This window comes from Brevibacillus brevis, assembly GCF_022026395.1.
In the GTDB taxonomy this organism is placed as follows: Bacteria; Bacillota; Bacilli; order Brevibacillales; family Brevibacillaceae; genus Brevibacillus.
This window is the reverse complement of record NZ_CP041767.1, coordinates 704,880-724,680: the sequence shown is the minus strand read 5'-3', so window position 1 is coordinate 724,680 and position 19,801 is coordinate 704,880. Positions and strand designations below refer to the sequence as shown.

Below are 19,801 nucleotides of genomic sequence, written 5' to 3'. Positions count from 1 at the left end.
TGTCCTCATAAACGATCTCGCCCCTCTGCAACCTGACGCGGAATCCATACAGACACAACGGTCCCCTCTTCCTGTTCGCTCTCGATTTCCAAACCGTACTGTTCACCGAAGGTCAAGCGTATGCGCTCTTGCACGTTTTGAATTCCAACCCCCGAGCCTTCTTCGCTTTTGTAAAAGCCAGCTTTTACTTGGGCAAGGACATCAGGGGACATACCCAAACCATCGTCGCTTACCTGAAGTAACACCTTACCGTCGATGAGAGCTGCAAATATGCGAATCCGGCCCGGATCAGCCAAATGCTCAATCCCGTGGTAGATAGCGTTTTCCACAATCGGCTGGAGCAGTAATTTCAGGGTCAGACAGTTGAGTACCTCATCCTCATCCTCGACCACGATCTCGTACTCAAACTTTTGCTTGTACCTCATTTTTTGAATAATGAGATAATGACGCACATGCTCAAGCTCTTCGCGCACCGTGATAATGTTCTTGCCTCTGCTCAGGCTAATCCGAAACAGCTTTGACAACGAAGTGATCGTGGTGATGACATCCTCGTTTTTTCCGTTGCCGACCATTCTGACCACAGAGTTCAACGTGTTGTACAGAAAATGCGGATTGATCTGTGCCTGTAGCACCTCCAGCTCGCTTTTTCGTTTGGCTTCCTGTTCCCGAATGATCTGGTGCATCAATTCCCTGACCTTCGCGACCATCAGATGAAAACGCAAGGAAAGCTGTTCGACCTCATGGCTTCCCCGGATCGGTTCACTCTCTGAAAAGTCTCCCTGCTCCACCTTTTCCATGGATTGCTCCAGCAGCTTGATCGGTCGTGATATTTTCGCAGAGAGATAGTGCAGCACGAGCAACACAATGACAATCACAAAGATGAGCAGCCAAAAAATGAAGCGGCTGATTTCTTTTTTGGTCGTGACAATCTCGTCCATGTAGGAGACCCCAATGATTTTCCAGCCTAGCTGATCGATCGTCTTGATGGTGATCAAGCGCGTTTCGTCCGGTGTCTCTTCTACATAGCTGCCGTAGGAATGCTTCAGCGGCAAGGAACGGTTTTCATTTTTCAATCCGGCGTAAATCAACTGCTGCTGCGGATGGTAGACGATGTTCCCGACCAAATCGATGATGTAGGCATACCCCTTTTTCCCCAAGCCCACCCTCTGGCACAGGTCATCGATCTCCTTGAAATTCACATCGACCAAAAGTACGGCAGGTATTTCTCCATCAGGTCCGTGGAGAAGAATTTCCCGACTCATTGAGACAACCCAGGTATACTCCCCTTTAAACAAGTTCTGGATATGCGGGAGCGAAAAGTTCAGGTTCGTCGGGTCCTCGATCGCCTTCTGGAACCAGCTTTGTTCGGTCAAACGCGTGTTTTTCCTCAGTACCTTGGAAGGAGTTGTGGCCAATAGCGTTCCGTCTCGTGTAAAAACCGCGATAGAGACGATGTCCTTTCTCGTTTCTACTATGGTCTCAAGCTGTTCGCTCAGCTTGTATGCCGTGAGCCCCTTGCTTCTTCTGATCTTGTCATCGACGAGTTCGAAAATTTGCGTCATCCCGTTCAAATAGCTGTCCAGATTGTATTTCACCTGCTCCAGGATTTGCTGCGTGTGCAAATAGGCGTTTTGTTCTGCCGTCTGCGCAAATTTTCCGTACAGCATCACCCCGACAAACAGCATGACGAGTACCGTCACGAGTGTAAAGGAAGTGGTAATGATAAATTGAATGCCTTTGACCTTGATCACCGCGAGCAATCTTTTCATGGGTTAACCTTCCTGCTCGCTCTGACTTCGGTACTCTTTAGCAGACATACCTGTATACTTGCGAAAACTGAAACTAAAATAATTGGGATCGGTATATCCTACTTTCTCCGCGATTTCAAAGGACTTCAAATCGGTCGTCCGCAAAAGCTCCTTGGCCTTTTCCATGCGCAACGACAAGAGATAGGACACAAAGGTGGTTTTCGTCTCTTTCTTGAAAATACCGCTAAAATAACCGAGGCTAATGTGCAGATGCTCGCACACCTTATGGATGGATATGTCGGGAGAATGGTAATGTGCGTGGGTGTAATCCAATGCCTGCGTGATCAATCGCCTGTATGTCGTTTGCCGTCCGCTTGCGATATTCGCCATGAGGCGCTCACAAATATCTGTGATCTGTTCTCGGGCATCCTCCATACCGGTAAAGGTCGTCATAACCTGCAACAGATAACGTTGGCCTCCAAACAGTTGATCCATGTCGACTTCGGCACGATGGGCAGTCTTCAAAATGGTCGTCATAATCTCCAACAAATAAATTCGGTAGTCCTCAATGGATACGGGTACACCCGCCACTTGAGCAAACAATTCATCAATCACGGTCCGAAGCTCCGTACTCGTCCCCATTTTGATGCACCGAACCAATTCATGCTCCCTTCTCTCATCGAGGCGTATCTGCTCACTCGCTTGCTTTTCCACGTCATTGATCACTATCATCCTGTTGCAGCCGAGGATGCTTTTGTAATCGAGTGCCTGCATAGCGTTCTCATACGAGTAAGGGAGTGCCGCTGCATCAGTCACGACGTTGCCGATTCCGATTGTTACCGTGATGCTCATATATTTTTCAATCGTTCGCCTGATTTCTTCTGCGATATTTTGTGTTCGCACTTCCATTCGCTGCGTGTCGTCTGCTTTTGTTCGCATGAGCAGCACTACCTGATCTTCATGGAGAAAAACGATGCCCGCCTGTTTGCCTGCGTTCAGCTGCTCTTCCGCAATATTTTTCACAGCGAGAAGAAACAGCTGCTGCTCCTCCCGCTTGGGCTGGTCTATACAAATGACCGTCACGAGGTATTCGGGACTCCTGAGCTCTATCCCGTATTCGCATGCTTTTGAAAAAACATCGTGCTGTACGAGTTGACGACTCAGCAAAGATGATAAAAAAACTTCCCGCAACACCGGCAAGCTTTTTCGATAGCTATCGCGCAGCAACTGAACGTTTTCCCGATGGGCCGCCTCTTCGTCCATCCGTCGCTTGACCTTGTCCAGCGCTTCCATCAGCTCGCTCGCTGAAAACGGCTTGAGCACATATTCATCAATTTGCAGCTTCACGGCCTTTTGCGCGTACTCGAACTCATCAAACCCAGTCAAGATAATGATGCGAATGGCAGGGTAATCGCGCCCGATGGACTCCGCCAGCTGAAGTCCGTTCATAAAGGGCATCTTGATGTCGGTTACGACGACGTCCGGTCGCAGCCTCTCTACCAGTTCCAATGCCTCTCTGCCGTTTTCTGCTTTGGCAACCACCTCGTATCCGTGGCTATGCCAGTCAATTTCTTGGCTAACCCCTTCCCTTACATCTTCTTCGTCATCTACCAATATCAGCTTATACATAGGCACCTCCCGCTGTTGTACTTGTACAACGGGAGGCGATTGTTTTCCTGCCAATGGGAATGGTGTGGTTCTACCACGTCTTATTCAGATCATCTGCATAGAACAGAATCGCTTTTTGATAGGCCAAAATCGTAGGATCGCTTGAGGTTTCTGCGAGGTTTTTCAGGAGGAGATTTATGGCTTCGTGATGCTTCCCGAGATTGTAATACGCCATGGAAAGAAAAATCGGAAAGGAACGGTCGCAGGGGAACTGTTGCATCCCCTTTTCAAGCGTAGCTGCTGCCTGCTCGTATTGTCCCAGTGTGCGATACGTACTGCCCAGACCCAGTAATGCCCCTTGCAGGTCGTCTTCGACAGACAGTCCGAGCTCAATCGCTTTTTCGTAAAAGGGAACGGCTTCCTTCTCCAATCCGGCTGCATCGTGGCACCACGCACACTGATAATGAGCGACAGGATCAGTCGGGGATTGACTAACGAGCTGAAGGACAAGCTGGATCGCTTCGTCCAGATGCCCTTCCTTTCGCAGATGAATGATAGTTTGGATCATCGGGTTCATGTGAGCACTTCCTTTGCCTGGGTATCTCTCTTCCCCCTTAGCGTAACAGGGCAGCTTGGCAAGGTGAAGACACAAATTAGTTATGCGCCCTGCAAGGATTTTGTCCGCTCTCTTTCGCTTCTCCGTTGTCGGTACGCTCTCATCCATGACCAGACCAAAATGAGAAACGGAACCAGAACCAACAGGATCAACAGGATGCCGTCCCAAAACTCCCACGAGTGAAGCGGAGCGTTTTTCATGTCGTCGGCGATGATCCAAATGAAATCAACCGCCATGCGCAGCTGATACTGGACAAAAAACCAGATGCCCCACACCGATCCAATCAAGTAGACCCAGCTATACCAACGGATGACCCTTTTCTCATGGTCAGCTACGTACTCCCATTCCTCCTGCTCATCCTGCGTCAAGGAACGGAATTTCCCTTTCAAAAACATACGTGTATTCACCATCAAATTGGAGCATTGGAACTTGGTTGCCAACACGTAGTACAAGTCGGTCTGCATGAAAACCATAAACTGAAAGGCCAAAGCCATGAGAAGAATGACATTCAGCATGCGAATGAATGCTTCCATGAAGGGCACAAGCGTCAGCCAGCCTTGATCATTGGCAAACAACAAAATCACACCGATACCCATAAACATCGCATCCCAGGACATCCCCGCCAAAAACGCCCTGTATCTGCGCTGTGGCTCAACGAGAACAATATTGGACATATTCGTCTCTGCTACAGCAAAAACAAGTCGATGCCCCAGACCGATACGACTGCCGATCCCCAATGATCGGGCCGCCATCAAGTGGGCCATCTCATGGAAAAACAGAAAAACCCATGTGGCCACGAAAGAAACCACTACCGAAACCGTCACGGAAGAAGAAACAAAAATATCGGAATAGACGGGGATATACTTGCCCGTAAACAAACAAATGAAAAGACCCGTGAAAAATAAGATACCGTATAATCCAAAGGCAACACGATTAAAGAAAAACTGACCCGTCCCTTGCTTGATCCAGGAGAAATGATCCACTACCGGTACTGGCTCGTTGACAACCTCTCCATCTGCCATGTAGACAAATTGATAGGAAGCGATTAAATCCTGCGCAAAGTCAAGCACATCCACCGGTTCGCCCAACTGTTCTTCCATGATCGTCGCGACTTCATTGATGCTCTTCCCTTCATCCAGCATATCGATAATCTCGACACCAATGGCCGGAAGCACAATAAAATTGCTGATATCCGTTCGTCCAATGAGGATCTCTTCCTCGTTTTCCGCCCGACGCGCAAGCGGGTGCATCTTGAGAATGCTATCTCCGGAGATATTCAATTGACAGACACCTTCCTCTCTTACAGGAACGATTCCTTACTTTGCGAGCACTTCATTTCTCTTGATGTGAAAAATCGGCTCCATTCCGCTGCCGCTTCCACAAGTCGGACAATCGGCTTCATTTCGCTCCCACTCAAAAAACACGCTCTTCTCCAACGTGTTGAAGTCGAAAATGATAAATTTGCCCGCTGATTGTACCGGAGCGATTCCTGTCAAATACCTGATTGCATCGGAAGCCATCATTCCTGTAATCATCATGGTGTTGGGTGCAATGGTAGCGGTAGGCAAAATAAAGTTGGTATCGAGCAGCCTTTGAATCAACTGCGGATAGTCCTCGATCTGCGCAGAACGATGCAAATGCATGCAGTCGATACAGCCTGTCTTGCCCGGTTCTACCATGAAGAACTGACCTTCGATGAGGTTGAATCCCCCGGCAATAAACGGGATTTGCAGCTTGGTGCAGGCATGATTCACCCATCTCTGCAAAAAGAAAAAGGGCTGATCGGCTGCGAGCATCACGAGGTCACTACAGGCAATAACCCGCTCTACGTCTTCGCTGGACGTGATTTGCATCGTCTCCGTTTCAATCGTTACCTCAGAATGAAGCCTTCCGATGAAATCACGTGCCGCTTCTACCTTCAAGCGACCAAGATCATTTTCGTTAAAGACCATCTGCCTGTTCAAATTGCTAAGCTCTACTCTATCAAAATCCACGAGCTTGATATGCTGGATTCCCGCGCCTACCAGATTGACCAGTAGCGTAGAGCCAAAGGCACCCATCCCTAAGATCGTCACTTTTTTTCTACTTACCTGTTCCTGTAGCTCACTTGGACTTTGATTGAGATCGGTAAACAAGGAGAAATAACGGATATTCGCTTTATATCTTTCCTTTTGTTCCGAAGTCAAAACAGAAGCCTCTTCCTTCGCCTGATCCATTATGAAACCCAAACCACTCAGTGATTCCACTGCTTCCACTATTTCTTCATACGTAATTTCGGGGTAATCCACAACCAATAATGTATGTATTTCACCGATAGTACGAGTGCCATCCATCAGTTTGATCATCTTGCGGATGGACCCATTCTCGTCTTCCAATTCGAATGTATAGCCAGGAGCCTCTCCCAAGCGGATCATCTGCTCTGTTACTTCATAAACGGGATGCACTGGTTTAAATAAAGGACGACGTTCCATACAAAACACCTCATAATAGTGGGGTTCGCTAACCCGGCTCATTTTAGATGAAAAAAGGGAATAGCTCGTGTGCTATTCCCCCTCTTCTTAAGAGAATTAAGCTGCTACTGCAGTAGTGCGAACGCTTTCAACTTTTTTCGCTTGGATTTTCATGGATAGTTCCTCCTCTCTATGATTGAAAATTAAGACAACTTCATTATATTTCATGAATTTACAGAAATCTACAAATATTAGCAAAAAATTATATATTTTGGTAATATTCGACTATTTATTTCGTAAGCAATAGTATTTTCCTTCCATTTTCTATTAAAAATCCTAAAATTCCTTCTTTCAGGAAAGAATTCTCTATTCTTTTTTGGAAAATACCCCTTATTTTGGGACACTTTCATTTTGGGATTCGTAGTACTAGGATGTAATAAGAAAATTTAACCAAGATCACTTTTGTTTGATCAAAAAAGGAAAAGCTGCGCAGCGAGCCTTTTTTGCTTAGGGGGAGCACAAATGGAGGAAGATCGAGTGATCATCGGGCGGGTCTTGCAAGGCAATAAAGACGCCTACTCCGAGATCATTTCCAGATACCACGGAAAAGTAAGTTCCATTCTTCGCAAGATGTTGGGCCATACACCAGATGCACAAGATATCGTGCAGGAAATTTTCATCAAGACGTACTACCATTTACCAGAATATAGGACAAACTACGATTTTTCTGCATGGTTGTACCGGATTGCGGCCAACCACTGTCTGGACGAGCTGCGTAAACGTAAACGCAAGCTTACACTCAGCTCGAATGAAGAGATAGAGCCAGTGGATAGCCACACGCCGGAGGTTGCCTTTTTGAATAAGGAGGGGCAGCGCTTGTTGCGTCAAAGGATGATGTCCGTCGAAGAAAAGTATCGGATCGTCCTCGAAATGCGCTACTTCGAATCATTGAGTTGTGAAGAAATCAGTCATCGACTGTCGATTCCGTCGAGTACTGTGCGGACGCGCCTGTCTCGTGGAAAGGACAAGCTAAGGGAAGCTATCGGGCATGCAGGGCAAGGGGGGGACTTTCATCTATGAAATGCTTAGATAAAGGACAAATTGCTTTGTATCTATACGATCTTCTTGAACCAGAGGAAACCGAGGTCATAGCAGCCCATTTGGAAGAGTGCCCTCATTGTCAATTGAAGTTGAAGTATGAGCTGAACGAGCTGGAAGATCCAGAGGAATCGCTAGCAACAGATGAGCCATCCCATGCTGTCATCCATGCCATTATGGCGAATCTGCCCCCTTACCCTATACACGTTCTGAAACGCTCAGAGAGACAAAACATACAGAAGAAAATTGATTGGAAGAAAAGGAGTCTGGATATCGTGAAAAAAGCAACCATCGCCGTCGCAGGAATGGCAGCAGTCGTCTATTTTGGAACACTGACTTCACCATCCTTTGCGACTTATGTAAATAACTTGTATGCCTCTACCATAAAATCAGATCCGCAGCAGACAGAGAGTAGCTTGTTTTCAGCAGAAGCGTCCGAGGACGCCCTCATCCAGCGTGGACTTGAAAGAGGATATAACAAGAAGCTTGATTTGAAAGCCGTCGACAACGGAATGACGCTGGAAGTAAAAGAAGTTATGGCAGATACGAGGGATGTCCGAATTATTTTCGGCTTCAAGGATAAGAATGGCAAGCAGCTTGAAAAGTTGTTCCGGAATTTGCCAGTGGGGGATGAAGATAAACTGAACGAAACCTATGAAATAAAAATCACAGACGAAGAGGGAAACGTTCTTGAGACAATTGATAAGTACCATCTTAAATATAACAAGAAGGAAAGCATCGGGGAAAAAGATGAGTACTTGATGGTCAGCCGACCGATTAGCCGATACTTTACAGATGTCAGCAAGATTCCTGACAAACTAAACATCGAGCTTCGCATCAAGAAGCTGGACAAAGTTGACGGAAATTGGAGCGTGACCATCCCTGTTGATATTTCCAAAGCTAAAAAGGAAACGAGAATTGTTACGATTAACGAGCATTTTACCGCTCCCAATGGCGATGTGATTAATCTGAAGCAAGTGATGGTGACACCTGGCCAAACTGAATTCGTTATCGAGAATATGGAAGGAAGCGGTAGTTCCCCATCCTTAACTTATGAAGTGGTGGACGATAAGGGGGCTGTACTCGCATCTTGGAGCACTCTGGACCTAGTGAGTGAATTTGGGGAAGAGCCGAATCCATTTTTCAAAAATGTAAGCAGGGAATATTTCGTTCGTGCAACCGATGACAAAAATATTTACTTCATCACCTTTCATTCCTTGCCAACGGATAAAAATCTAACCTTTAGAGTCGGTGATAATTACGATCAGCTGCCTTCGAATTTTAAGCAAAAGCTGTCCATTGAGACACTAAAAACCACTCCTGTAACGATAAAGCATGAAGGAAGCACACTAACCTTCTCAAACTTTGCTTCAGAAGAGATAACGAAAACAAACCCAATCACTTCTGAAAAACACAAAAAGCTGCGTAGTACCATACAGCTAGAGGCAACTTTGGCACCGGGTGTGATCTTTTTAGACTCCTGGGAGGGTGCTGATGACAAGGGCAAAGAATACGATTTTAATTTCATAGGCTCTACAACAAAAGACAAAAAAGGGAATTTTATCATGAAAGGTACACTCGTAGATGAGATGGACGTCATCCCAAAAGAGCTGACGCTTACGATTGAGGAACAAGTGAACGGAGCAAAAGATATGGATTGGAGCGTAGCACTTCCACTGAAGAACTAACGCAAAAATAAGACCACCACTCCCAATGAAACTGTAACAGCTCATGGGAGTGGTGGTCTTTTTTAGTTTTGGGTTCCTTTTACAGCCTTCACAGTAGAAAGCGCAGCAGCGAGATCATCATAAACGACATTCCCTACAACAACCGTATTAGCAATCGCAGCCATTTCAGCCGCTTGCTCCGGGTTACGAATCCCGCCGCCATAAAAGAGGTGGGCTTCGCCCGCGCCTGCCTTGGCTGCCTTTACGATTGCCGGATCGCCGTATGTACCGCTGTACTCCATGTAGACAATCGGCAAACGACAAATGTTCGTCGCTACCTGCGCGTACGCTTTGGCCTGCGAGGCATCCACAATCGGACGTGCTTTCGTCAGCTGTGCTACGCCCGCGTCTGGATTAGCAATGATATATCCTTCTGTAATGATCTCATCCCAATGAATATAAGCGCCAAACGCTTGAAGCCCCGATACATGTGGAGCAAAAATCCAGTCTGGATCGCCAGCGTTCAATACGAGCGGGATCAAGTACGAATCAAATCCCGGCACAACTGCATCCAGCGAGGAAATCTCCAGGACAGCCGGTACTGCGTAACGACGCAATCGTGACATCAATTCGAGCGTATTGTCATAGGTCACACCGTACGTGCCGCCCACAATGATCGCATCTGTTCCGGACTCGCATATTGCCTCCAAGGCCTCGTCATCGATTGTTTTATCCGGGTCTAGTTTAAATGTATGGCGCCAGCCACGATAGTCAATCAACGTTGCCTGCCTCCTAGCTATTTTCCGATCCGCTCAAGCGCCATCTGGTATCCGTCATTTCCATAGTTCAAACAGCGTTTGACGCGGGAAATAGTCGCCGTACTTGCGCCGGTCTCTGCTTCAATTTGATTGTAAGTAAAGCCTTTACGGAGCATTCTCGCCACTTCCAGGCGCTGTGCGAGCGACTGCATTTCGTTCACTGTGCACAGATCGTCAAAAAATTGATAGCACTCTTCCATTGTTTCCAGGGAAAGAACAGCTTCAAACAATTGCTCGAGCCCTTTTCCTTTTAATTTTTCCAATTGCATGTCTGTCACCTCTGTTATATAGTCCGTCTTTTCGAGCGGTTTCTCACTGTACAATTTTTAAGCACTAAAGCTTCAACAATTATCTTAGAAGAAACCGCCTTCATCCGCAACCCCTAATCCTTACTGGAACTTGAGGGACTTCGACAGACCCGGTGAGTTCGACAATATGGACACCCAAGTATTCCCGGGCAAAAGCGGTACTTCTTGCGTCAAAGCCGCATCCTCATAGGCACGGATGACTCCATTGCTTCGCTTCCATTTGATCTTGCGCGCTTTTCCTTGCTGGAACAAATAACCGTCCCCCGGACCGATTACATCGACTGAAAGACGCCCTTCTTTATCCAGCACGCGGTGGTTGGCTGAGATGACCAACAGATTGGTCGTGGACAACTGTTTCTTGTCGCTCAAGTCCAAATGCGGCTTGCCTGCCGTGAAGCGCATGTATTTCTTTTGCTCGGCATCATATGTAAAAGCAGCTTTATTCAATGAGTGGAAGGTCAGATCCACCTGTGTAGCAGGCTCGCCTTCCTTGATCTCGGCATTCTCCGGCAAGAACGTGAAGTGAGGTACCTCTGCCGTTTGACGCATCCCTTTATCCTGCATCGCTTTTTCCAGGAGCTCTGGCTTGGTGTACAGGTTATGTGGCGCTTTCCGGAATTTTTCTCGCCAAAAGTATTGACCGTTCGGGATTTCATCCAGATGACTGAGGTCTTTTCGCGCCAAGGTTTCCAGCGCATCCGGACTGCCTCCCGCGTGAACGAGGACCGCATCAAAACCAGTCCCGATCTGGATAAAATAAGGGCGGATACTACGGACAGGTCCGATTATTTCCGGTTTTTGGCTTTGGAATATCGCAAGAAAGCGGGTCATTTCCCCTTCTGACAATACCTCATAAATCATGTCTGCTTTGTTGATGCCTGTTTGTGGACGTGCGGGTGGAGCGTTGTTGATCATCACCATGATCGGGCGTTTGCTCCCCAGGTTTTCGTGACTGCCAAGTCCTGTCATCGGTGCCTTATACGCATATTCGATGGGCTGATTCGTTTCCGGTGGCGTTTGCACAATCGGATCAGGTATCTGTGGACTAGGCTGGGTGTCCACTGGCTTTTGACCGCAAGCCGTCGTTAAGAGCATGAAGGCTAGTACCATGAGAGACGATTTGACTGTTCGTTTCATATGAATCGCTCCTTTCCATCTCTCGTTGTCTTTTTTTCCCTGTTTCTTTTTCCAGAAGGATACAGGGGAATCCTGCTTCCACACGTTTTCCACGATTCTCATACGTCCATGCCACACATCTCTTTTCGGGCTATGCTACAATACTGATATAAAACAGATGCAAAGCGAGGCCGAAAGCTATGAATACCCCCTACCTCGTCTATCTGGTGGACGATGAAACGAACCTGTTGGAGCTCTTGCAGTCGTATTTGCAAAGTGCCGGATTGCAGGTGAAAGCGTTTTCTAGCGGCAAGGACGTCTTGCCGTTACTTGATCAAGAAACACAGCCACATTTGTGGATATTGGACATCATGATGCCCGACATCGACGGCTATGAGCTCTTGCGTCTTATCCGCGAAAAGTCGAATGTACCCATCATCTTCATCTCCGCTCGCGATCAGGATGTCGATAAAATCATCGGACTGGAACTAGGCAGCGACGACTACTTGGCGAAGCCATTTCTCCCTCGCGAACTGGTCATCCGCGCGAAAAAGCTGCTCCAGCGTACCTATGAGAAGCCTGGTGCCGCTGCTTCCTCTACCCAAACTTTCCAAGATTGGGTAACCGTCGATCCTTATATCATCTCAGAAAAAGGCAGACAAGTAAAAGAAGGCGACGAGCTCATTGATTTAACCACCAAAGAATTCGAGCTCATCATCTACCTATTGCACAATCAAGGTCTGGCCTTGAATCGTGAGCAGATTCTAACCTCCATCTGGGGGGAAGACTACATCGGCTCAGACAGGGCTGTCGATGACTTGGTGAAGCGCATCCGCAAGAAAATGCCCAAGTTTCCATTGGAGACGGTCTATGGCTTCGGCTACCGAATGACGCGTATATGAGCAAATTCCGGCTAAAAAACCTGCCGATTTCCAGGCAAATCCTTATTTTGTTCATGATCCTGACAAGCGTCCTCGGGGTTGGCCTTGGCATCGGGTATCCGATGGCTGTCAAACAGTATCTGGTGTCCAACACTTACTCGCTCCTGGAAGAAGAGTTTTACACCTTATCGCAGCATATCTCCTTCAATGAACATAATGAGCTGCTGCCTGTTCCGGCTGCGGCCCCTTACTTTTTACAGCTCTTGCTCCAGCGCTATGAGTACTCCTTTGATATGATCGTCTATGCTGAGAACGGACGAGAGCTGGGCAGCCGAAGCAATGGCCGCATTCCGTATGAGGATGCTAGGGAGTTGTTCCAGCAAGCCGCCTCGTACCCAAGCAACAAGCTCCAGCATGGTTCGCTGGACCGTGGAGCCGAGAACTATTTGTTTGTCAGCAAAAAAATGGATTACCACGGCTTCCCCTACTACATGGTGCTCTTCTCCAAGGAGCAGGAGCTCAACCAGATAAATTCGATTTTGACTCGTCAGTTTTTGCTGGTGTTTGGTCTGCTGCTGCTCGTAAGCTGGCTTTTGGCCGTGTGGTTTAGCGGGTATTTGAGCAGACCGCTCCGCACACTGGAGGAGCTGTGCAAAAAGATTGCTCGTCGGCAGTTTGATATCCCGCTTGCGATGGATCGCGGGGACGAGATCGGACAGCTCGCCCGCTCATTCGATATGATGAAAAACCAACTGAAGGAATACGACGAGTCGCAGCAGCATTTTGTCCAAAATATTTCCCATGAGCTCAAAACACCGATCATGGCGATTCAAGGATACACGCAAGGACTCATCGAAGGCGTCTTTCAAGGCCCGCAGGCTGAAAAAGGGCTTTCCATCATCATGGAGGAGAGCAAGCGCCTCGAAAAGGTTGTCGGTCAGCTCTTGTATATCACGAAGATCGAGTCTGTCTCTCAAATGATGCAAGTCGACCGGGTCGACCTGTCAGAGATGATGCACCTGTTGAAGCAACGGCTCTCTGTGCTCAATCCACAAATCGAGTGGGAGTTAAATCTGGCAGACGACTTGATCGTGGAGGGAGACGGCGAGCAATTGAGCACTGCGTTAGTCAATATCATGGAAAATCAACTGCGCTACGCCAAAAGTCGACTAACCATCACAGGGAGACATGCAGGAAAAAGCGTCGTCGTCACGATTTCCAATGATGGCCCCCCCATTGAGGAGGCGCTGCTGCCGAATTTGTTCCAGCGTTTCCGCAAAGGAAAGTCGGGCAAGCATGGGCTTGGACTCGCGATTGCCCGTGCGGTATTGGAAGCACATAAAGGGACGATTGATGCCCGCAACGATCCAGATGGGCCTTGCTTTACGATGATCGTACCTGTTGAGTTTAAAGGCAGATTGAATTGATAAGAGGGGGCTTTGTCCTCTCTTTTCTATTCTAAAGGAGACATTCGATAAAAGCGCAGGAAGATACCGTGACAAATCTGAGCATCTCATCGTTCCCGATTTCTACATAGGCTTCGTCAAAGACATGAAAGCCTGTGTTCACAATTTTAGTAAAGAAATTACTCCTGCTAACGATTCCCTATTGACGTTGTCGAACTTCGCGGTTACCATGGTAAAAATTTCTCTAATAAAGAGGCAGTTCAAAAAATGGAGACTAACTTCACCTAGGAGGAGAGAATCGTGGCTTTTTATTACACAGAACCATCTCGGACGTTTAATGAGTTTTTGCTGTTGCCAAATCTCACCACAAAAGAATGCACACCGAATAATGTAGACTTATCCACTCCGATTACTAAGTATAAAAAAGGTGAAAAGCCTGCCATCTCACTAAACATACCGTTCTCATCCGCAGTCATGCAAGCAGTTTCCGACCATCATATGGCGGTCGCATTGGCTAGATGTGGCGGTATTTCGTTTATTTTTGGCTCCCAATCCATCGAGAGCCAAGCGACCATGGTTCGCAAAGCAAAGGGCTACAAGGCTGGTTTCGTCGTTAGCCGCTCCAACCTGACACCAAGCCATACGCTGAAAGACATTTTGGAATTGAAAGAGGCGACAGGCCACTCCACCGTTGCCATTACGGAAGACGGTACGGCAAAAGGCAAGCTGCTCGGAATCGTAACGGGTCGCGACTATCGCATCAGCCGTGACTCTCAGGACAAACTCGTCAGCGACATCATGACACCATTCTCGAAGCTGATCTATGGCAAATCCGGCATCACGCTTTCCGAAGCCAACGACCTGATCTGGGAGCACAAGCTCAACTGCTTGCCAATCGTCGACGAAAATCAAAATCTCGACTTCCTTGTTTTCCGCAAGGACTACGATTCCCGCAAAAACAATCCACTGTCCCTCTTGGACGCGAACAAGAGCTATATCGTAGGTGCCGGTATCAATACAAAGGACTACAAAGAGCGCGTCCCTGCGTTGGTGGAAGCAGGCGTTGATATTCTGGTCATCGACTCCTCCGACGGCTTCAGCGAATGGCAGCGTGAGACGGTTCAATATGTAAAAGAAAACTTCAATGTTCCGATCGGTGCAGGGAACGTCGTCGATAAGGAAGGCTTCCGCTACCTCGTGGAATCTGGCGCAGATTTCATTAAAGTAGGGATTGGCGGCGGCTCCATCTGCATTACCCGCGAACAAAAGGGAATCGGACGTGGCCAAGCCTCTTCCCTGATTGAAGTGGCAGCAGCTCGCGACGAATACTTCAAGGAAACAGGCATTTACGTTCCACTCTGTTCCGATGGCGGAATCGTACACGACTACCACGTGACACTGGCTTTGGCTATGGGTGCAGACTTTGTCATGCTGGGCCGTTACTTCGCCCGCTTCGACGAAAGCCCGACCAAAAAAGTGAAGATCGGCAACAACTTCGTGAAAGAATACTGGGGAGAAGGCTCCAACCGCGCTCGCAACTGGCAACGCTACGACACTGGTGGCAAAAGCAGTCTCGTCTTTGAAGAAGGCGTAGACTCTTACGTGCCATACGCGGGAAGCCTGCGCGAGAACATGGACCGTACCTTGAGCAAAATCAAATCGACCATGTGCAATTGCGGGTCGCTCTCCATCTCAGAGCTTCAGCAAAAAGCTCGGATCACCGTCATCTCTGCTACAAGCTTGGTAGAAGGCGGCGCACATGACGTAATCTTGAAAGAAAGCAGCATGGCTGCAGAGTAAGATAATCGACGCATAATCACAAAAACCAGTCTGCAGCTCACAGTGCTAGCAGGCTGGTTTTTTCCTTAGGGCCCCCACACTCAGCAAGAGAACGGGCAAGAACAAACCGTACGTCAAGGAATACGGCATCCAAATTTCTGAAACGAAAGTATCAAAATAAGCGCGGTTAGGCATCGTCGCCAATGCTACCACAATCATGATCATCCCCAGTGGCAGTGTCAATTGGCGGTAATCTCGCAACCCAACTGTATACGCGATTCCACAGCTTGTCGCATAATAGCAAACGGTAATTTTGACAAAGAGCGTGATAAACCAGATGACGGCCATCAACACTTCTATTCGCTCCAAAAAATTACCGATACTGATTTTTTGCGCAAGTGTGTAGCTTGGGTAGGCGAGCAGCACAGTAATATCGGCGCCTAAAACCAAGATTGCCACAGAAGTAATCATCGTCAGGCAGAAATTTGCGAAAAGGATGCCTAAGATATAGGCTTTGGCCGCTCGCGCTGGCCGTTTTACCAAGGGAAACATCACAATCAGAATGACCGTTTCCAGCAAATAACCCATGTATCGGAAGTTCCCCCCGATAACAGGAGCGATTCCATGCGCAAGCACAGGCTTCACATTTTCAATTTTGATCTGGGGGGAGATAAATGCAATCAAGACAAAAAAAAGCAACAGAAAATACGGAAACAACAGCTCACCCACCCTAGAAAAGGCTTCTGGCCCACTGCGGACTCCCATTACGATGATCCCCAAAAAAAGGACAAGAATAATTTCAATCGGGGTCTCCTGCATAATCTGCGTTGTGACAAAATCGCCAATCTCCATCAGCATGAGCGAAGCGTCGATGAAGAAGTAGGTGATGAACAAAACAGCCACCGCTTTCCCCATCCACTTCCCCAATATTTCCTCGCTGTACTGATAGATCGACTTGTTCGGATACCGCATACTCAGCGAAACATACAAGTAGGTTAAAAGAAAGCCTTCCCCCCACCCGATGAGGGCGGAGATCCAGGCATCTTGTTTGGCAGCGGTAGCAGTAAGGGATGGTACGTACAAAATCGCATCACCAATCCCGAAAAGCGCCACGAGTATCATGAATTGCCTTGCGCTAATATGACCGTTGTCTATCAATTCCTCTCGCTCCCCGCCTCGCTGCTGGCTACTGCTTCATTCGACAGTTCCCAAAATGAAGTCGCTGAATGGTTTATAGACAAATGTGATCCAGTCCAACGGGTTCGGAATATTCGCCTTAAGCGATTCGGCTATCCCAAGTCCCGTTCCAATTACAAGCAAAATGAAGAAAACCAGCATTTCCTTTTTCATCGCGTTCCTTCTCAAATAAGGCACCTCAAAGAGGGCAATGAGCAGGCTGATCAGCAAAATCAATATAACGGTCCACATGCTATGCCGTGCACCTACTTTTTCGCAGGATTACCTTTACCATTTCCATGGATGGAAAAAGTTATGCTCTACTCCTTTTTCATGAAAGGAATAAACGAATTGCCCACTTTTCCTGACCGCCTGATCTTCACATCTGTTTTGATCTTCACTTTCAGGTTGGCGAATTGAGAATCCCAATCCTCTTTCACCTTTTCCCACCCTTTGGGGTCATTTTGGTAGATCGACTGCCCAAATCCAAAAACATCTGATCTGTATTGCTTTTGCGCTTTATGGATGGCGCGCAATGTTTTGTCTCTGATCTGCTTTTCTACGTCAGCTTCCAATTTGTAGATGGTTTTGGGATCGGACAAATCGTTGCTGCATGCTACCTCGCCCACATTGCCTTCTGCGGAAATACTCACTTCCACCTGTGGTTTGCCTTTTTCCACCTTGCCGCTGACAGTTGTTTTGCTTCGGATGATCTCAATGACAATTTTATTGTTTTTATCACAAGGAATTTCTTCTACGGTACTGTCCACTCTGTCTGTGATGTAGCTGAATCCGATGCTTTCCTCTTCGTTAAACCAACCCCGCAGCTTGTCTCCTTTGAAGACACCGATTTCGTGATACCTCAACAGCGATGACTGGCTTTCCTTTTGGGAATTGGCCCCAGAAGTCCCCATATGTACCTTCCCTTTCAAATTAACGCCTACCAACACTGGCTCGATCCCGTCCCGTAGCAAATCCGCAATAAATTCATCCAATTGAATGGAGACAATCGATCCCCAGGCACTCTCTGCTGTTTCCAAGCTTTTATAGAGCTTCGTCGCCGGGATTTTTTCCAGTGGATCGATCATGCTGAGAATTTGCAGGGCTGTCGCGTCCTTGGCCAAAATGACATAAAAATCAGGCCGGACCTCATGATCGCGAAACAACAAATCCAGCACTTCCTTTGCCCCTTCTTTTGCTATCTGCTCCCCCAAAACCAGCACTTGGATATGGGAAAAGTAAAGCCTTCTCGGGGTTACCGTTGTCATTTTCCGGATTCCCTCAAAAATGCTAGATGCCCGCATGCTGTAAGTCGCAACAGATGATTGGTTCATCCCCCCGCCCTCCTTTGACGCTACCCCTCCCGGATTGACGATTTGAGCGGAAATCACGTACTCTCCGTCAATCTTGTCGATACCAGTTCCCATGACGATTGCCAAATCATTTAATTCTCTGCGGTTCCAGCAGCCTGTCAATAAAACGAGAAGAGTCAGAGCCAGGAGGAACACCCCTTTTCGTTTCATGCCGTCTCCCCCTCGTCTATATTTTACTTTTTCGTTCTCTGACGCTGTTTTTCTGGCGCAAAAAATGAGGACGCGTATGCATCATCCAGATCGGAATCCGAAGCAGCGTATCCTTTTGATCGGCCAGATTCACGGGGGCCAGCGGAGCCATATACGGGACACCAAACGAGCGCAAAGTGCTTAGGTGAATGCACAAGGCGATCATCCCCACAAATATGCCGATAAAACCAAAGCTGGCGGCAAGTGCTATCAAACCAAACCGCAACAGTCGAATCGGAATGGACATGGAAAAGGAAGGGAAGACAAAGCTGGTGATTGCCGTAATGGAAACGACGATGACCGTAGCGGGTGAAACCAGTCCTGCCTGCACAGCCGCTTCCCCCAGCACCAGTGCTCCCACGATGGATATTGCTGATCCAACCGCCCTCGGCATGCGCACTCCTGCCTCTCGCAACATTTCAAAGGTAAACTCCATCAACAGCGCCTCGACTGCAGCAGGGAATGGTACGCCTTCACGCTGGGCTGCTATACTCATGAGCAGGTTGGTTTGCAGCATTTCCTGATGAAAGGTGGTAATCGCAACATAAATGGATGGACCAAGCAAAGCGATAAAGAAAGAAATAAACCGCAAAATGCGCAGGATCCCAAAATCTGCACGCATGTAATAGTCCTCTGGAGACTGGAAGAATTGGACAAAGACAGCTGGTACCAACAAAACCATCGGTGTACCGTCCACCAAAATGGCAACGCGGCCTTCCAGCAGCCCGGCTGCCACCGAGTCTGGACGCTCTGTATTGTAGATGGTCGGGAACGGAGTAAAGGTATGATCCTGAATCATTTCTTCAATGTTCCCGCTCTCCAAAATACCGTCGATCTCGATCTTCCCCAACCGCTCTTTCACTTCTGCCACTACGCTGTCCTGCACGACTCCTTTTATATACATCATGGCGACTTTGGTCTGTGTCATGTCCCCAATCTGCATGGTCTCCAACCAAAGATTGCGATTATTGATCCGCCTGCGCACCAAAGCTGTATTGGTTCGGAGGTTTTCCGAAAACGCTTCTCTGGAACCCCGAACCACCGTTTGCACGGAAGTCTCCTGAACACCACGGTCTTCCCACTGCTTCGTATTTGCGATAAAGCCGTAGGAATATCCATCTACCAAAATAACGGTATCCCCCGTCAATATCGCATCATACAAGTGGTCAAAGTCATAGACCTCTTCCACTCCACCGATCGTCAGCAGGAAATCCTTCATTAGTATTAATGATCTTTCTTTGCACTCGGTTTCCGCAGGGATGTCCATCTTTTTTGCATGGAGCATAAGAGATTCCATGAAGCTGCTAATCATATTTTTATCGACCAGACCCTCGGTGTACAAAATCCCTACCACAACCTGATCGATTGCTTTCAGACGCACTTGCCGCGTCACAAGATCCGTGCTGTTGCCCAGCTCTTTCTTCACCTTTTCCAGATTTTCGTCCAACGAGCAATGAAAAAGCGCAGAATTTTTTTCTGTATCAATCATTTCGAATCACTCTTTTTCCAGTTCGGGATATGTTTACTATCCCTCATGGCTCCGGGGTCTATGCTGAAACGCAAAAAAG

17 protein-coding genes are annotated in these 19,801 nt (G+C 47.8%); 5 read left to right on the top strand and 12 right to left on the bottom strand.

The window, feature by feature from the left end:
* Window positions 1-5 precede the first annotated feature (5 nt).
* The 5 genes from FO446_RS03820 to FO446_RS03800 all read right to left on the bottom strand — a co-directional run bounded on the left by FO446_RS03820 (window position 6) and on the right by FO446_RS03800 (window position 6,443).
* Complete coding sequence (locus tag FO446_RS03820; RefSeq protein WP_237899939.1) at window positions 6-1,769, bottom strand: cache domain-containing sensor histidine kinase; 1,764 nt, start codon at window positions 1,767-1,769, stop codon at window positions 6-8.
* A gap of 3 nt (window positions 1,770-1,772) precedes the next feature.
* On the bottom strand, window positions 1,773-3,377 hold the full coding sequence (locus tag FO446_RS03815) for a response regulator (protein WP_237899938.1): 1,605 nt from the start codon (window positions 3,375-3,377) through the stop codon (window positions 1,773-1,775).
* A 70-nt stretch (window positions 3,378-3,447) separates the two neighbouring features.
* Entirely contained in the window at window positions 3,448-3,933 is a 486-nt protein-coding gene (locus FO446_RS03810) for a tetratricopeptide repeat protein (RefSeq protein WP_237899937.1), read from the bottom strand.
* 80 nt (window positions 3,934-4,013) lie between these two features.
* Entirely contained in the window at window positions 4,014-5,252 is a 1,239-nt protein-coding gene (locus FO446_RS03805; protein WP_173610625.1) for a PqqD family protein, read from the bottom strand.
* Between the two features lie 36 nt (window positions 5,253-5,288).
* On the bottom strand, window positions 5,289-6,443 hold the full coding sequence (locus FO446_RS03800) for a HesA/MoeB/ThiF family protein (protein WP_237899936.1): 1,155 nt from the start codon (window positions 6,441-6,443) through the stop codon (window positions 5,289-5,291).
* A 501-nt stretch (window positions 6,444-6,944) separates the two neighbouring features.
* Between FO446_RS03800 and FO446_RS03795 the strand changes: the two genes are divergently transcribed.
* Together FO446_RS03795 and FO446_RS03790 are read left to right on the top strand one after the other, a co-directional pair.
* Complete coding sequence (locus tag FO446_RS03795) at window positions 6,945-7,502, top strand: RNA polymerase sigma factor (RefSeq protein WP_221866816.1); 558 nt, start codon at window positions 6,945-6,947, stop codon at window positions 7,500-7,502.
* Window positions 7,499-9,208: a DUF4179 domain-containing protein gene (locus FO446_RS03790; RefSeq protein WP_237899935.1), complete on the top strand. Its 1,710-nt coding sequence runs from the start codon at window positions 7,499-7,501 to the stop codon at window positions 9,206-9,208. The genes FO446_RS03795 and FO446_RS03790 overlap by 4 nt, the downstream gene beginning before the upstream one ends.
* Before the next feature lie 62 nt (window positions 9,209-9,270).
* Here FO446_RS03790 and FO446_RS03785 read toward each other — a convergent pair whose 3' ends face one another.
* The 3 genes from FO446_RS03785 to FO446_RS03775 form a co-directional block, all read right to left on the bottom strand.
* Window positions 9,271-9,966: a heptaprenylglyceryl phosphate synthase gene (locus FO446_RS03785; protein ID WP_221866814.1), complete on the bottom strand. Its 696-nt coding sequence runs from the start codon at window positions 9,964-9,966 to the stop codon at window positions 9,271-9,273.
* Window positions 9,967-9,983: 17 nt separating this feature from the next.
* A complete protein-coding gene (locus tag FO446_RS03780) occupies window positions 9,984-10,274 on the bottom strand; it encodes a YerC/YecD family TrpR-related protein (RefSeq protein ID WP_007717484.1) in 291 nt (96 codons plus the stop codon).
* 120 nt (window positions 10,275-10,394) lie between these two features.
* Window positions 10,395-11,450, bottom strand: coding sequence for a DUF3048 domain-containing protein (locus FO446_RS03775; protein WP_237899933.1), 1,056 nt, complete (start codon window positions 11,448-11,450; stop codon window positions 10,395-10,397).
* Window positions 11,451-11,629: 179 nt separating this feature from the next.
* Between FO446_RS03775 and FO446_RS03770 the strand changes: the two genes are divergently transcribed.
* From FO446_RS03770 to FO446_RS03760, 3 genes are all read left to right on the top strand, one after another.
* Window positions 11,630-12,331 carry a response regulator transcription factor gene (locus FO446_RS03770; protein ID WP_173610630.1) on the top strand — a complete coding sequence of 234 codons (702 nt, stop codon included), beginning with the start codon at window positions 11,630-11,632 and terminating at the stop codon, window positions 12,329-12,331.
* Window positions 12,328-13,737 (top strand): sensor histidine kinase, encoded by a 1,410-nt coding sequence (locus tag FO446_RS03765; protein ID WP_173610631.1) that lies wholly within the window; start codon window positions 12,328-12,330, stop codon window positions 13,735-13,737. Before FO446_RS03770 ends, FO446_RS03765 begins: the two co-directional genes overlap by 4 nt.
* A gap of 279 nt (window positions 13,738-14,016) precedes the next feature.
* The gene (locus FO446_RS03760; RefSeq protein ID WP_173610632.1) at window positions 14,017-15,516 is read left to right on the top strand and encodes an IMP dehydrogenase; all 1,500 of its coding nucleotides are present in this window, start codon (window positions 14,017-14,019) and stop codon (window positions 15,514-15,516) included.
* A gap of 45 nt (window positions 15,517-15,561) precedes the next feature.
* Here FO446_RS03760 and FO446_RS03755 read toward each other — a convergent pair whose 3' ends face one another.
* The 4 genes from FO446_RS03755 to FO446_RS03740 all read right to left on the bottom strand — a co-directional run bounded on the left by FO446_RS03755 (window position 15,562) and on the right by FO446_RS03740 (window position 19,722).
* The gene (locus FO446_RS03755) at window positions 15,562-16,653 is read right to left on the bottom strand and encodes a GerAB/ArcD/ProY family transporter (protein WP_221866812.1); all 1,092 of its coding nucleotides are present in this window, start codon (window positions 16,651-16,653) and stop codon (window positions 15,562-15,564) included.
* Between the two features lie 36 nt (window positions 16,654-16,689).
* On the bottom strand, window positions 16,690-16,923 hold the full coding sequence (locus FO446_RS03750; RefSeq protein WP_237899931.1) for a hypothetical protein: 234 nt from the start codon (window positions 16,921-16,923) through the stop codon (window positions 16,690-16,692).
* A 68-nt stretch (window positions 16,924-16,991) separates the two neighbouring features.
* Entirely contained in the window at window positions 16,992-18,194 is a 1,203-nt protein-coding gene (locus FO446_RS03745; RefSeq protein WP_237899929.1) for a Ger(x)C family spore germination protein, read from the bottom strand.
* A 16-nt stretch (window positions 18,195-18,210) separates the two neighbouring features.
* Window positions 18,211-19,722 carry a spore germination protein gene (locus FO446_RS03740; RefSeq protein WP_237899927.1) on the bottom strand — a complete coding sequence of 504 codons (1,512 nt, stop codon included), beginning with the start codon at window positions 19,720-19,722 and terminating at the stop codon, window positions 18,211-18,213.
* Window positions 19,723-19,801 lie beyond the last annotated feature (79 nt).